The sequence below is a fragment of the Streptomyces sp. NBC_00122 genome, assembly GCF_045160845.1.
In the GTDB taxonomy this organism is placed as follows: domain Bacteria; phylum Actinomycetota; class Actinomycetes; order Streptomycetales; family Streptomycetaceae; genus Streptomyces.
This window is the reverse complement of record NZ_CP108191.1, coordinates 4,490,373-4,502,666: the sequence shown is the minus strand read 5'-3', so window position 1 is coordinate 4,502,666 and position 12,294 is coordinate 4,490,373. Positions and strand designations below refer to the sequence as shown.

14 protein-coding genes and 1 riboswitch are annotated in these 12,294 nt (G+C 70.3%); of the genes, 7 read left to right on the top strand and 7 right to left on the bottom strand.

Annotation, left to right across the window (positions count from 1 at the left end; genetic code table 11):
• Nucleotides 1-53: 53 nt before the first annotated feature.
• Nucleotides 54-770: a flavodoxin family protein gene (locus tag OG737_RS21495; RefSeq protein WP_328927760.1), complete on the bottom strand. Its 717-nt coding sequence runs from the start codon at nucleotides 768-770 to the stop codon at nucleotides 54-56.
• Nucleotides 771-937: 167 nt separating this feature from the next.
• Nucleotides 938-1,156, top strand: a riboswitch (cobalamin riboswitch).
• A gap of 29 nt (nucleotides 1,157-1,185) precedes the next feature.
• On the opposite strand from OG737_RS21495, the gene OG737_RS21490 reads away from it, so the two are divergent.
• The 5 genes from OG737_RS21490 to OG737_RS21470 are packed head-to-tail and all read left to right on the top strand — an operon-like array spanning nucleotide 1,186 to nucleotide 4,390.
• On the top strand, nucleotides 1,186-1,881 hold the full coding sequence (locus OG737_RS21490; RefSeq protein WP_328930432.1) for an energy-coupling factor ABC transporter permease: 696 nt from the start codon (nucleotides 1,186-1,188) through the stop codon (nucleotides 1,879-1,881).
• Nucleotides 1,881-2,222, top strand: coding sequence for an energy-coupling factor ABC transporter substrate-binding protein (locus OG737_RS21485; RefSeq protein ID WP_405921869.1), 342 nt, complete (start codon nucleotides 1,881-1,883; stop codon nucleotides 2,220-2,222). The genes OG737_RS21490 and OG737_RS21485 overlap by 1 nt, the downstream gene beginning before the upstream one ends.
• Nucleotides 2,223-2,225: 3 nt before the next feature.
• A complete protein-coding gene (gene cbiQ / locus OG737_RS21480; RefSeq protein ID WP_328927758.1) occupies nucleotides 2,226-2,975 on the top strand; it encodes a cobalt ECF transporter T component CbiQ in 750 nt (249 codons plus the stop codon).
• Nucleotides 2,972-3,823, top strand: a complete 852-nt coding sequence (locus tag OG737_RS21475; RefSeq protein WP_328927757.1) for an ATP-binding cassette domain-containing protein — start codon at nucleotides 2,972-2,974, stop codon at nucleotides 3,821-3,823. Before cbiQ ends, OG737_RS21475 begins: the two co-directional genes overlap by 4 nt.
• Before the next feature lie 9 nt (nucleotides 3,824-3,832).
• Nucleotides 3,833-4,390, top strand: a complete 558-nt coding sequence (locus OG737_RS21470; protein WP_328927756.1) for a PadR family transcriptional regulator — start codon at nucleotides 3,833-3,835, stop codon at nucleotides 4,388-4,390.
• Between the two features lie 73 nt (nucleotides 4,391-4,463).
• Here the strand turns inward: OG737_RS21470 and OG737_RS21465 are convergent, their stop codons facing one another.
• Complete coding sequence (locus OG737_RS21465; RefSeq protein WP_328927755.1) at nucleotides 4,464-4,676, bottom strand: EF-hand domain-containing protein; 213 nt, start codon at nucleotides 4,674-4,676, stop codon at nucleotides 4,464-4,466.
• A gap of 254 nt (nucleotides 4,677-4,930) precedes the next feature.
• Here OG737_RS21465 and OG737_RS21460 point away from each other — a divergent pair, with 254 nt between their 5' ends.
• Both OG737_RS21460 and OG737_RS21455 read left to right on the top strand, forming a co-directional pair.
• A complete protein-coding gene (locus OG737_RS21460; protein WP_328927754.1) occupies nucleotides 4,931-5,707 on the top strand; it encodes a tRNA-dependent cyclodipeptide synthase in 777 nt (258 codons plus the stop codon).
• Complete coding sequence (locus OG737_RS21455) at nucleotides 5,688-6,926, top strand: cytochrome P450 (RefSeq protein ID WP_328927753.1); 1,239 nt, start codon at nucleotides 5,688-5,690, stop codon at nucleotides 6,924-6,926. Before OG737_RS21460 ends, OG737_RS21455 begins: the two co-directional genes overlap by 20 nt.
• A gap of 73 nt (nucleotides 6,927-6,999) precedes the next feature.
• On the opposite strand, the gene OG737_RS21450 is transcribed toward OG737_RS21455, so the two are convergent.
• The 5 genes from OG737_RS21450 to OG737_RS21430 all read right to left on the bottom strand — a co-directional run bounded on the left by OG737_RS21450 (nucleotide 7,000) and on the right by OG737_RS21430 (nucleotide 12,210).
• Complete coding sequence (locus tag OG737_RS21450) at nucleotides 7,000-8,178, bottom strand: hypothetical protein (RefSeq protein ID WP_328927752.1); 1,179 nt, start codon at nucleotides 8,176-8,178, stop codon at nucleotides 7,000-7,002.
• Nucleotides 8,175-8,969 (bottom strand): polysaccharide deacetylase family protein, encoded by a 795-nt coding sequence (locus tag OG737_RS21445; protein ID WP_328927751.1) that lies wholly within the window; start codon nucleotides 8,967-8,969, stop codon nucleotides 8,175-8,177. The genes OG737_RS21450 and OG737_RS21445 overlap by 4 nt, the downstream gene beginning before the upstream one ends.
• A gap of 365 nt (nucleotides 8,970-9,334) precedes the next feature.
• The gene (locus tag OG737_RS21440; protein WP_328927750.1) at nucleotides 9,335-9,847 is read right to left on the bottom strand and encodes an ATP-binding protein; all 513 of its coding nucleotides are present in this window, start codon (nucleotides 9,845-9,847) and stop codon (nucleotides 9,335-9,337) included.
• 271 nt (nucleotides 9,848-10,118) lie between these two features.
• Nucleotides 10,119-10,886: an enoyl-CoA hydratase-related protein gene (locus tag OG737_RS21435; protein ID WP_328927749.1), complete on the bottom strand. Its 768-nt coding sequence runs from the start codon at nucleotides 10,884-10,886 to the stop codon at nucleotides 10,119-10,121.
• A gap of 85 nt (nucleotides 10,887-10,971) precedes the next feature.
• Nucleotides 10,972-12,210, bottom strand: coding sequence for an Ig-like domain-containing protein (locus tag OG737_RS21430; RefSeq protein WP_405678457.1), 1,239 nt, complete (start codon nucleotides 12,208-12,210; stop codon nucleotides 10,972-10,974).
• Nucleotides 12,211-12,294 lie beyond the last annotated feature (84 nt).

Below are 12,294 nucleotides of genomic sequence, written 5' to 3'. Positions count from 1 at the left end.
CTCCCCTCCGTGGATCGCGGAGGTCCGTGCCCGGGTGCCTGCCGGAGCGTCCCTCACCTGTGCTCGGGGTTCTCGAAGTCGAAGCGGCACCCCGCGTCCCACTCCGACCGCTGATTGCCGTGGGCGGGGATGCCGCCGGCGTCCTTCAGCATCCTCGCCATGTGGAGCATGTTCCAGGTCATGAAGGTGGTGTTGCGGTTGGTGAAGTCGTTCTCCGGGCCGCCCGAACCCGGGTCGAGGTACGAGGGACCGGGGCCGGCCTCCCCCACCCAGCCCGCGTCCGCCTGCGGCGGGATCACGTACCCCAGGTGCTGCAGGCTGTACAGCACGTTCATCGCGCAGTGCTTCGCACCGTCCTCGTTGCCCGTGATCAGACATCCGCCCACGCGGCCGTAGTAGGCGTACTGGCCGGCCTCGTTCAGGATCGACGAACAGGCGTAGAGACGTTCGATCACCTGCTTCATGACCGAGGAGTTGTCACCCAGCCACACCGGCCCGGCCAGCGTCAGCATGTCGGCGCCCATCACCTTGCTGTAGACGACCGGCCACTCGTCCGTCTCCCAGCCGTGGTCGGTCATGTCCGGCCACACACCCGTGGCGATGTCGAGGTCCACCGCCCGCACGACCTCGACCTGCACGCCCTGGCGTTCCATGATGCCGCGGCTGAGGTCGATCAGGCCCTCGGTGTGGCTGCGCTCCGGCGACCGCTTGAGCGTGCAGTTGATCACCAGGGCCCGCAGGTCCCCGTACCTCTCTCCCGCCTCCGCCATCGTCCTGTCTCCTTCACGCGGCAGGAGCGAGCCGGGCTCGCGTACCGCCCTGGTGGGGGAACGTGTACCGCACTGCGCCCTCCACTTCACCAGGCCGCTCCCCCGTGCGCCCGACGGGCTGGGCCACCTGCCGTACTCCGGGCACCGCCTGGTGGTGTTCGGAGCGGTTTGTCACCTCTCCGCGCGGCCGACTAGGGTCAATGGGCCTTGGTGTTCGGGAAACCGGTGCGAAACCGGTGCGGCCCTCGCCACTGTGATCGGGAAGTCCGGCTCCATTCCTACGGAAGCCACTGGGCCCGCGCGGGAGACCGCACGGCCCCGGGAAGGCGGAGTCCGGGCATCAGTACCCGTGAGCCAGGAGACCGGCCGGGGCGCGCTGTCCATCCACGAGGTGCTGGAGAGGTCTTCCCCACTCATGCATATAGCCGAGGGGTTTCTGCCCCCGTTGCACGCGGTCGCCTGGGGCGCCGCGTCCGCTCCCTTTGTCGTACACGGAGTACGCGCCCTCACCCGCGAGGTGAAGGCCAATCCGGAGAGCACGCTGCTGCTCGGAGCATCCGGAGCATTCACGTTCGTCCTGTCCGCCCTGAAGATCCCTTCCGTGACGGGCAGTTGCTCCCACCCCACTGGTACCGGGCTCGGGGCCATCCTCTTCCGGCCGCCGATCATGGCGGTGCTCGGCACGATCACCCTGCTCTTCCAGGCGCTGCTGCTGGCGCACGGCGGGCTCACCACCCTCGGCGCCAACGTGTTCTCGATGGCGATCGCCGGACCCTGGGCGGGCTACGGCGTCTACCGGCTGCTGCGGAAGTCCGGCCTGCCGCTGATGGTGACCGTGTTCTTCGGCGCCTTCTTCGCCGACCTGGTCACCTACTGCGTGACCTCCGTCCAGCTGGCGCTGGCCTTCCCCGACCCGGGCACCGGATTCCTGGGCGCGCTGGAGAAGTTCGCCGGCATCTTCGCGCTCACCCAGATCCCGCTCGCGGTCAGCGAGGGGCTGCTGACGGTGCTCGTGATGCGGCTGCTGATGCAGTCCAGCAAGTCGGACCTGGTCCGGCTCGGCGTCGCCAAGCTCACCGGATCCGGGACGAAGCAGGAGGCGTCGGCCTGATGACCAGGAACGCGAAGATCAACACCCTGCTGCTGCTCCTGGTGGCGGCGCTGGCCGTGCTCCCGCTCGTGCTCGGCCTGGGCGAGGGCAAGGAGGAGCCGTTCAGCGGCGCCGACGCGCAGGCGGAGGCGGCCATCACCGAGCTGGAGCCGGACTACGAGCCCTGGTTCTCGCCGCTGTACGAACCCCCGTCCGCGGACATCGAGTCGGCGCTGTTCGCCCTCCAGGCGGCGCTGGGGGCGGGCGTGCTCGCGTACTACTTCGGCGTCCGCAAGGGCCGCCGCCAGGGAGCGGAGGCGGCGGCCGCCGCGGCCGCGTCCACGTCCGCCACGGAGTCGTAGCCGGTGCTGCCGATCGACGCGGCGGCGCACAGCAGCCGCTGGCGCCACCGCCACCCGCTGGAGAAGGCCCTGCTGGGGATCGGACTGACCGTCACCGCGGTGTGCCTGCCCCCGTGGCCAGGCGGTCCGCTGGTCGCCGCGGCCACCCTCGCCGTGCTCCTCGGCCCCGCCGGGGTGGCCGGGCGGCAGCTGTGGCGGGCCTTCCGGATCCCGCTCGGCTTCTGCTTCACGGGGGCGCTGCCGCTGCTGTTCGCCGTCGGCGGGCCCGGCGGGATCGTCTCGCTGGCCCCGGACGGCCCCCGGCACGCCGCGGAGCTGCTGCTGCGCACCTCGGCGGCCTCGCTCGGTGTGCTGCTGTTCGCGTTCACCACCCCGGTCTCGGACGTGCTGCCGCGGCTGGTCCGGGCGGGGGTGCCGGCTCCCGTGGTGGACGTGGCCCTGGTCATGTACCGGATCGGGTTCCTGCTGCTCGACTCCCTCGCCCGGATCCGGCAGGCCCAGGCGGCCCGGCTCGGCACCACCGGCCGGGCGGCGGCATGGCGTTCGGTGGGCGGTCTCGCCGCGACCTCGTTCGTACGGGCCTTCGACCGCGCGGCGCGGCTCCAGTCGGGCCTGGCCGGGCGCGGCTACGACGGCGCGCTGCGCGTGCTCGTCCCCGAGGCGACGCTGTCCTGGCGGTTCCTGGCCGCCTGCGCCGCACTGCTGACCGGTCTGACCGCCGTGACGCTCGTACTGAAGGAGTTGTACCTGTGAGGCCGTTGGTGGAACTGGTGGGCGCGGGCTACGCGTACGAGGACGGGCCCGCCGTGCTGCGCGGAGTCGACTTCGAGATCGCCGAGGGCCGGGCGCTGGTCCTGCTGGGCCGCAACGGCAGCGGCAAGACCACGCTGATGCGGCTGCTGAGCGGCGGCCTGCGGCCGGGGCCGGGCGAGCTGCGCCTGGAGGGGGCGACGGTCTCGTACGACCGCGCCGGCCTGACCCGGCTGCGGACGGCGGTCCAGCTGGTCGTGCAGGACCCGGACGACCAGCTGTTCGCGGCGTCGGTGGAACAGGACGTCTCCTTCGGCCCGATGAACCTGGGCCTGCCGGTGGCGGAGGTCCGCGAGCGGGTCGACTCCGCGCTCGCCGCACTGGACATCACGGCGCTGCGGGACCGGCCGACCCACCTCCTCTCGTACGGGCAGCGCAAGCGCGCGGCGATCGCGGGCGCGGTGGCGATGGCTCCGCGGGTGCTGATCCTGGACGAGCCGACCGCCGGGCTCGACCCGGACGGCCAGGAGCGGCTGCTGGACGTCCTGGCGGGGCTGCGCGCCTCGGGAACCACGGTGGTGATGGCCACCCACGACGTGGACCTGGCCGTACGGTGGGCCGACGACGCCGCGGTCCTGACCCCGTCGGGCATCCGGGTGGGCGCGGCCCAGGCGCTGCTCTCGGATCCTGCCCTGCTCGCCGAGGCGGGCCTGCGCCAGGCCTGGTCCCCGGCGGTGACGGCCTTCCTGCGCGCCCACGGCCTGCTGCCCGCAGGCGTCCCGGGCCCCCGTACCCCTGGCGCGCTGTCCGCCTTGCCGTCCGCAGACCGGCCGGAGCGGCCGCAAACCTAGGATGGCGTCATGTCGCTGCCGCACGCCATCCTCACCGCCCTGCTCGAGAAGCCCTCGTCCGGGCTGGAGCTGACCCGGCGGTTCGACAAGTCGATCGGGTTCTTCTGGTCGGCGACGCACCAGCAGATCTACCGCGAGCTCGGCAGGCTGGAGGAGTCCGGGCTGATCCGGGAGCTGCCGAGCGAGGTTCCCGTGCGGGGGCAGAAGAAGGAGTACGAGGTCCTGCCCGCGGGCGGCGCGGAGCTCGCGCGGTGGGTCGGCGAGAGCCAGGACCCGAAGCCGATGCGCGATCCCCTGCTGCTGCGCATCCGCGCGGCGGGGGTGGTCGGGCCGCAGGGGCTCGGCCTGGAGCTGCGGCGCCACCTGGAGCTGCACCAGCGGCAGCTGGCCCAGTACCAGGCCATCGAGGAGAAGGACTTCCCGCCGGAGCGGGACGCCGTGGAGGACCGGCTGCGCCGGCTCGTCCTGCACGGCGGGATCGCCCTGGAGACGTTCTGGCTGCACTGGCTCCAGGAGGCCCTCACCGAGGTCGAGGACATGACGCCCCCGGGCGGCGGCAGGGCATGACCGCGCCCCCGCCCGGCAAGCGGGGCGGGGGCGGCGCGGAGGCCTGCTGCGCGGGGACCCGCTTCGCGGAGGCCTACTTGTTCAGGGCGGCCCAGAACTCGTCGAAGCTCAGCAGGCCGTCGCCGTTGGTGTCCTTGGCGGCAAGCACGGCGTCCGCGACCGCGCCGGTGACGTACGCGTCGCCCATCGCCTTCATGGCCGCGCTGTACTCGTCGGCCGTGACGAAGCCGTCACCGTTCACGTCGAACTTGTTGAACGTCGCCCGTGCGCTCTCGATGTCCGCCACTGGGTCCACCCTTTCTCGGTGCTTGTTGACCGGCTCAGGGTAGCGGCCCGCGGAGCCGGCCTCCGCTCCGGGTCCCGTTCGGGCGGCAGATACATATTCAATTACCCGCCCGTAAACCGGAAGCGATAATTCCGGCCAATAAACGCCACGCGGACTTGTCACGCTCCGGGACCACGGCATAACGTACCGACATTGCCGCCACACCAGGAGCACAGGGCTCCCAGGGACAAGCGGCAACAAGGGCGATCACACAGGTGACGATCACAGCCGACGCATCATTCGAAGTTCTGCCCTTCACACGTACCTGCCGCCATATCTGGGAAGACGGCGACCATGTGCTCATCGGGGTGAGTCCCGGAAACAGCTACTTCAGCTCCGAGCGCATCACCCGCCTTGCCGAGTGGGCCACGACCCGCTTCGCGCAGGTCGACTTCGTCTACGCAGACCTCCACGTGGACCGGATGTTCGCCGCCTTCGGCTACACCCAGGAGCACGCGGAGAAGCGCGCCACGAAGGAGATAAAGGCAGTCCGGCGGCGAATCCTGAAGGGCGTGGAGGAATCGGGGCCGCCCCAGGGAGAAATCCGCGTGAGGGCGCTTTCGGAGTTCCGGGACAACCCCGTCTACCAGCTACTGCACCGACGTGTGCTGCATTTCCTGGAGACCGACGACGAATTCCGCAAGGGCTGCGAGAAGATGGCCTTGCACTTTGTCGGCTCCAAGTTGCCGGAAGGTGAATCCATCACGGACGGGCAGTTGCAGGTCTGTTTCGATTACATGGCGGCCGAGCTGCCGTTCTTCGTGGACACCCCGAGCATTCTCGACGTGCCGTCCTCGGTGGCGGCGTACCACGTCAAGATGCCGCTGACGGACCTCCTCTTCGCGCGCGGCGGGGGCCTGCGCGCCACCCGCAACCAGGCGTACGCCGTCGTCCGGCCCGAGGCGGCGCGGACCGCCGGCGAACACACGCCCGCGGGCGACACGAACCACGCACCAACCGAAAGGAACGTCAATGAGCGTCGAGCAGCTTGAGGGCCCGGAGACCCAGGAGCAGCCGCTCCTCGACTTCCCGCTCTCGCGGCGCGGTGACGTGCTCCCGGAGGAGTGCACGTGGCTCCGCGAGAAGGCCCCGGTGGCGAAGGTGCGCACCCTCACCGGGGACCCGGCCTGGCTGGTGAGCAGCTACGCCCTCGCCAAGCAGGTGCTGGAGGACGAGCGGTTCAGCCTCAAGGACACGGCGAACGCCGGAGTCCCGCGCCAGTACGCGCTGACGATCCCGCCCGAGGTCGTCAACAACATGGGCAACATCAACAGCGCGGGCCTGCGCAACGCCGTCATGAAGGCGCTCAACCCGCGCCAGAAGGGGCTCCAGGACTGGCTGCGCGCCAAGGCGGGCGAGCTGATCGACCAGCTGGTCGCCGAGGGCGGTCCGGCCGATCTCCGGGCGGGGTTCGCCGACCCCTTCTCGGCGGCACTGCACTGCGCCGTCCTCGGGGTCCCCTTCGAGGACTGGCGGCGGCTGATGTCGGGGCTGGACGTCGCGTTCATGACCGCGCGCGAGCCGTTCGCCGACTCGGCCCTCAACTGGTACAAGGACGTGGGCTACTTCGCCGAGCAGCTGAACGTCCAGCTGGCGCTGCCTGCCGAGGAGCGTACGGGGCTCCTCGGCAGGTTCGCCGCGCTGAAGGAGGCGGACCCGGAGTCGGCGCACCTGACCGACGACATGTTCGCGACGGTCGCCGTCTCGCTCTTCGGCGCGGGCGCGGTCTCCACTTCCGCGTTCCTGGTCCTCGCGGTCCTGGCGCTGCTCCAGAAGCCGGAGCTCATCGGGTACCTGCGCGAGCACCCGGAGCGCATGGGCAAGGCCGTCGACGAGCTGCTGCGCTGGAACCTGTCCGTGGGGGACGGCCTGCCGCGCATCGCTCTGGCGGACGTCCAGGTCGGCGACGTGCTGGTGAAGGAGGGTGAGCTCGTCCTCGTCCTGCTGGAGGGGGCCAACTTCGACCCGGCGGCCTTCGAGAACCCGGACGAGCTGGACCTGGGGCGCGAGAGCTCCAACGCCAACCTCGCCTTCGGCGCCGGCCGGCACTTCTGCCCGGCCTCCGCGCTGGGCCGGGCTCACGCCGAGATCGCGCTGGAGGTGCTGGTCGAGCGGCTGTCCGGGCTGCGGCTCGCGGTGCCCGCGGAGAACCTCGTCTGGCGTACGGGCTTCATCAAGCGGCTGCCGGAGCGGCTCCCGGTGGCCTGGTAGTCCGCACACGGCCGTGTACCGCGGTGTCCCGGGAGCTGTGCGAGCTCCCGGGGCACCGCCTTGCCCGCGCGGCCTACCGGAAGATGCCGGTGTGTCCGAGCGAGTAGCGGCCGGGCTGCGGGTACACGGCGAGCCCGTGCGGTCCGCCGCCCACCGGGATCCGGGCGAGCTCCTTGCCGGTGGTGGTGTCGATCGCGTAGACCTCGGAGTTGTAGCGGCCCGACAGCCAGAGCACCTTGCCGTCGGCGGAGACGCCGCCCATGTCGGGACTGCCGCCGTCGGGCAGCTCCCACTTCTTGGTGAGCTTGTTCTGCGGGAAGTCGAAGACGGAGACGGTGCCTTCGCCCCGGTTGGAGACGTACATCTCCTTGGAGTCACGGCTCACGTAGAGCCCGTGGCAGCCCTTTCCGGTGGGCAGCAGCTTCGGGACCTCGAACTTGTCGCCGCTGAGCACCCACATGCCGTCCGCCATCATGTCCGCGACGTAGAAGGTCTTTCCGTCCGGCGAGACCTTGACGTCCTGCGGCATCGCCCCTTCGAAGGGCAGTTTCTGCTGCCCGATGACCTCCATCTTCTCGGTGTCGACCTTGAGGAGTTCGCCGGAGAACTCGCAACTCACGATGAAGTAGCGGCCGTCGGCGGAGAAGTCCGCGTGGTTGACGCCGAAGCAGCTCACCGGGACGGTCTTCACCCGGTCCATCGTGTGCGGATCGCGGAAGACGAGCTCCTTGTCCATCGAAGCCATGACGACGGCGTACTTGCCGTTCGGCGTGAAGTACAGGTTGTACGGGTCGTGCACCTCGACGGGCTCTCCGGCCTCGCCGGTGGCGGGGTTGATCGGGGTGAGCGTGTGGCCGCGGTTGTTGTTGACCCACAGGGTCTTCATGTCCCAGGAGGGCACCACGTGCTGGGGCTGGACCCCGACCGGGATGGTGTCGATGACCTTGTACGTCTCCGGGTCGATGACGGACACCGTGTTGGAGGTGGTGTTCGGCACGTAGACGCGGGACGGGAAGTCCTTGACCACCGGCGAGAGCTTGTTCGGCCGGTCCGCCGCGTACACGTCGTCCGGATCGAGCAGCGGGGGCATGCCGGGAAGGCCCGGCGGGACGGCCTTGACGGGTTTGGCCGGGCCCTTGGTGCCGAGCGCCTCGGCGGGTCCCTTGTCGGCAGATCCGCAGCCGGCCAGGGCGGCGAGGACCAGACCGGCCAGCAGCACGGAGGCCTTCCGGGGAAGGCGGGTGGTCTTCATGGCGTCAGCAGCTCCGTGGTGGTCACCGCGCGCAGCTTGCGGCGCGCGAGTTCTTCGAGGAGGGGCGGCATCGCGTCGACCGTGTCCGCGTAGCCGAAGTGCAGGCTCACCACCGATCCGGCGAGGATCGTCCCGGTGACGGTGCGGATGACGGCCGCGGCGCCGGGCGAGGTGAAGTCGAGGGAGTCCACGTCGTACGAGAGGACGTGGGGGTAGCCGGCCCGCTGGGCCAGCTTCTGGACGAGCGGGGTGGCGTACTGGGTCTGGGAGGGCCGGAACCAGGTGCCGATGGAGCCGGTCAGCCGCTTGAGCCGGGTGGCGCAGCCGGTGATCTCGGCGTACGCCTCCGCCTCGGGCATGGTGTTGATCGCGAGGTGGCGCTGGGTGTGGTTGCCGAGCTCGTGGCCGCCGTCGAGGATCCGGCGGGCCATGTCCGGGTGGGCGTCGAGCCAGCTGCCGATGGCCAGTACGGTGACCCGCGCGCCCGCTCTCTCCGCCTCGGCCAGCACCGCCCGGGCGATGGCGGGTTCCCCGTTGCCGTGGAAGGTGAGGGCGACCGCGGGCCGGTCGCGCGGACCGTGGCCGATCTCGACGGGCTGCCCGGCGAACCGGCGCGGGACGGCCGGGGCCGCCCGGGCGGGGCGGACCGGGCCCGGCGGCGGGGTGGTGGGCGCGGTGGCGGAGGCGGGGCGGCCCGATCCGCAGGCGGCGGTGAGGCCCGCCGTGGCGGCACCGGTCACCCCGAGACCGGCCGCGCGCAGGACCGCCCTGCGGCCTGGATGTGAGAGCACTCGCCCATTTAAGAGGCGGAAAGCCCGGAAGGTAATGATTGACCCAATTCGGTACGTCCGCCGAAGTGGGCCAAACGGGCGACCCGTCCGCTACGTGATCAACGATTCACACAGAGCAGTCGATACTTATTCATAGATTGCGAGGTGAGTGGCCCACCTCACCTAGGATTTAACTAGAAACTCTCACTATTTGCACACTTATGTCCGAGTAGGGACTTTTGGCGTTCGGGCCCACGTCTGCCATAGTCGGTAGCACGACTTCCCCATTGACCCGAGCGAAGTCGCCACGCCGAGGATCACACCCCAATCGGTCCTCGGCGCACCCACGAAGCCCCCACACCGCCCCACCACGGCGACCGGGGGCTTCAGGCGTTCTGACGGTCGGCGACCCGCATCTCGAACCACGTGATCTTCCCGCGGGGCAGAAGGTCCGCACCCCAGCGGTCGGAGAGCTTGTCGACGAGGAAGAGCCCGCGGCCGGTGACGTCCAGCTCGTGGACCGGCATCAGGCAGGGCAGTCCGCGCGAGGGGTCGCGCACCTCCACCCGGATCCAGCCGCGCCGCCGCTTCATCTGTAAGCCGAAGGTGCGGGCCCCGGTGTGCCTGACCGCGTTGCCGACGAGTTCGGAGACCAGCAGGACGGCATGCTCGGCGATCTGCGGGGAGAGGCCCCAGAGGCGGACCACCACGCACTGGGCGAGCCTGCGCGCGGTACCGGCCGATTCCGGCATCGACGGCAGGATCACTTCGCCCTCGGCCGGGTTCCCGTACAACTCCAGCGCCTTGAAGCCCTGTTCGTCCTCGACCGCCGCCGTGAGCCGTACGGCCGAAGCGCTGCTGCGCTGCCGCGGCTGTTCCACACCCTCCAGGCCCGCCATGCACCCATCATGGAGGGCCGCCCCGTCCCTCCGGGCCGTTCCACGGGAAAACACCCCCCGGATCCGATGAACCCGGGGGGGTGTCCTGTCATATGCGTAAGGCAAGCGGAGGGCTCCGCTACACGCCCTGACCTGCCGTGACGCAGCGCACAGCGATGATCACCGTGAGTGGATCAACGATTTCCTTTAAGGCTCCTTTAAGGCCTGGCTAATCCACCCACAGGGAGGACCGGGCGACGCGCCCTGCACGACGGCGCCTACACGACTGCGCCTATACGAACTTGGCCTTGCCCGGCCCCTCTTCGACGAAGCTGCGCATGCCGCGCTCGCGGTCCTCGGTGGCGAACAGGCCCGCGAACCAGTTGCGTTCGATGGTCAGACCGGTGTCGATGTCGGCCTCCAGGCCCGCGTCCACGCACTCCTTGGCGGCACGCAGCGCGATCGCCGGCCCCTGGGCCAGCTTGGCGGCCCAGGCGTGGGCCTGCTCGTACACCTCGGCGGCGGGGACCACCCGGTCGACCAGGCCGAGGGCGAGCGCCTCGTCGGCCTTGACCATGCGCCCGGTGAAGATGAGGTCCTTGGCCCTGGACGGGCCGATCAGCCGGGACAGCCGCTGGGTGCCGCCCGCCCCCGGGATCAGGCCGAGCAGGATCTCGGGCTGCCCGAGCTTCGCGTTGTCGGCGGCGATCCGGTAGTCGGCGCACAGCGCGAGCTCGCAACCGCCGCCCAGCGCGTAGCCGGTGACGGCCGCGACCACGGGCTTGGGGATCCGGGCCACGGCGGTGAAGGCGTCCTGCAGCGCGCGGGACCGGGCGATCATCGCCGCGTGGTCCATCGCCTGCATCTCCTTGATGTCCGCGCCCGCCGCGAACACCTTCTCGCCGCCGTAGAGGATGACCGCGCGGACGTCGTCCCGGTCGGTCGCCTCCACCGCGAGCTCGCGCAGCCGGTCCTGGGTGGCGATGTCCAGGGCGTTCATGGGCGGCCGGTCCAGGCGGATGGTGCCGACGCCTTCGGAGACTTCGAGAGAGATGGTCATACGAGGAAGGTTAGCGGCGGTTAACGGCAGGTGGCCCGGTGCTGTGTGTCACAGCACCGGGCCACCTGGGACTACGTACGGGGGACTACTTGATCCACTCCGCCCAGTCCATGTTCCAGCCGTTGAGGCCGTTGTCCGGGGCGATCTGCTTGTCCTTGGAGTTCTTCACGATGACCACGTCGCCGATCAGCGACTCGTCGAAGAACCAGGCGGCGGGCTGGTTGCCGTCGCCGGCGCCGCGGACGTCCTTCAGGCCGACGCAGCCGTGGCTGACGTTCTCCGAGCCGAAGGTGCCCGAGGAGGCCCAGTAGTTGCCGTGGACGAAGGTGCCCGAGTTCGACAGCCGCATGGCGTGGGGGACGTCGGAGATGTCGTACTCGCCGCCGAAACCGACGGTCGCGCCGTTCATCCGGGTCACCTTGTACTTCTCGCTGATGACCATCTGCCCGTTGTACGTGGTCGTCGACGGGGCGCCCGCGGTGATCGGGACGTTCTTGAGCACCTGGCCGTCGCGGACGACCTCCATGGTGTGCTCGCTCGCGTCGACCGTGGAGACCTGGGAGCGGCCGACGGTGAAGGTGACCGTACGGGTCTGCTTCCCGTAGACGCCGGGGCGGCCTTCGACCCCGTCGAGGGCGAGCTTCACGGTGACCTTCGTGCCCGCGGCCCAGTACTTCTCGGGGCGGAAGTCGAGGCGGTCGTTGCCGAACCAGTGGCCCTCGACCGGCACGGCCGGCTCGGCCGTCACGGTGATGGCCTTCTCGACGGCCTCGGGGTTGGTGATGCCCCGGCTGAAGTTGATCGAGACCGGCATGCCCACGCCGACGGTGGCGCCGTCCTCGGGCGTGTAGTGGCCGACGAAGGTGTTCGTCGGGGTCAGCGTCGTGAAGGTGGTGTCCTTGGCGGACTCCCGGCCGGCCTCGTCCTTGGCGACCGCGTGCACCTTGTACTCGGTGGCGGAGGCCAGGTGGCGGGACGGCTCCCAGCTCGCGCCGTCGTCGGCGACCTTGCCCTCGACCGCGTTGCCCTTGGTGTCGGCGACGGTCACCGTGGTGAGCTTGCCGCCGGTGCTGGTTATCTTCAGGATGCCGCTGGTCGCGACCTCCTTGGCGCCGTCGTCCGGCTTGACGTTGACCACGGCCTTGGACGCCTCGGTGCCGGTCTTGGCACCGTCCCCCGCCTTGTCTCCACCGCTGCCGCTGCTGTTGCCGCCGCCGCCACTGCACGCGGTGGTCAGCAGCAGGGCCGCCCCCAGCAGAAGGGCCGGCAGGCCGGTGCGGGCGCGGCCGCGTATCGGCTGCAGGTTCACTCGTGTTCTCCCCATGTCCCCCGCGCGCGGGCAATCGCGCGCATGTCGACAGGTAATCACATGGGGACAACACGAAAAGCCACGGTCTTGTCACCATTC

Excerpts from the sequence above, each read along its gene's own strand:
- OG737_RS21435 (WP_328927749.1), bottom strand. The coding sequence starts at position 10,886 with ATGACCATCTCTCTCGAAGTCTCCGAAGGCGTCGGCACCATCCGCCTG.
- OG737_RS21485 (WP_405921869.1), top strand. The coding sequence starts at position 1,881 with ATGACCAGGAACGCGAAGATCAACACCCTGCTGCTGCTCCTGGTGGCG.
- OG737_RS21450 (WP_328927752.1), bottom strand. The coding sequence starts at position 8,178 with ATGAAGACCACCCGCCTTCCCCGGAAGGCCTCCGTGCTGCTGGCCGGT.
- OG737_RS21470 (WP_328927756.1), top strand. The coding sequence starts at position 3,833 with ATGTCGCTGCCGCACGCCATCCTCACCGCCCTGCTCGAGAAGCCCTCG.
- OG737_RS21455 (WP_328927753.1), top strand. The coding sequence starts at position 5,688 with ATGAGCGTCGAGCAGCTTGAGGGCCCGGAGACCCAGGAGCAGCCGCTC.
- OG737_RS21490 (WP_328930432.1), top strand. The coding sequence starts at position 1,186 with ATGCATATAGCCGAGGGGTTTCTGCCCCCGTTGCACGCGGTCGCCTGG.
- OG737_RS21495 (WP_328927760.1), bottom strand. The coding sequence starts at position 770 with ATGGCGGAGGCGGGAGAGAGGTACGGGGACCTGCGGGCCCTGGTGATC.
- OG737_RS21430 (WP_405678457.1), bottom strand. The coding sequence starts at position 12,210 with ATGGGGAGAACACGAGTGAACCTGCAGCCGATACGCGGCCGCGCCCGC.
- OG737_RS21440 (WP_328927750.1), bottom strand. The coding sequence starts at position 9,847 with ATGGCGGGCCTGGAGGGTGTGGAACAGCCGCGGCAGCGCAGCAGCGCT.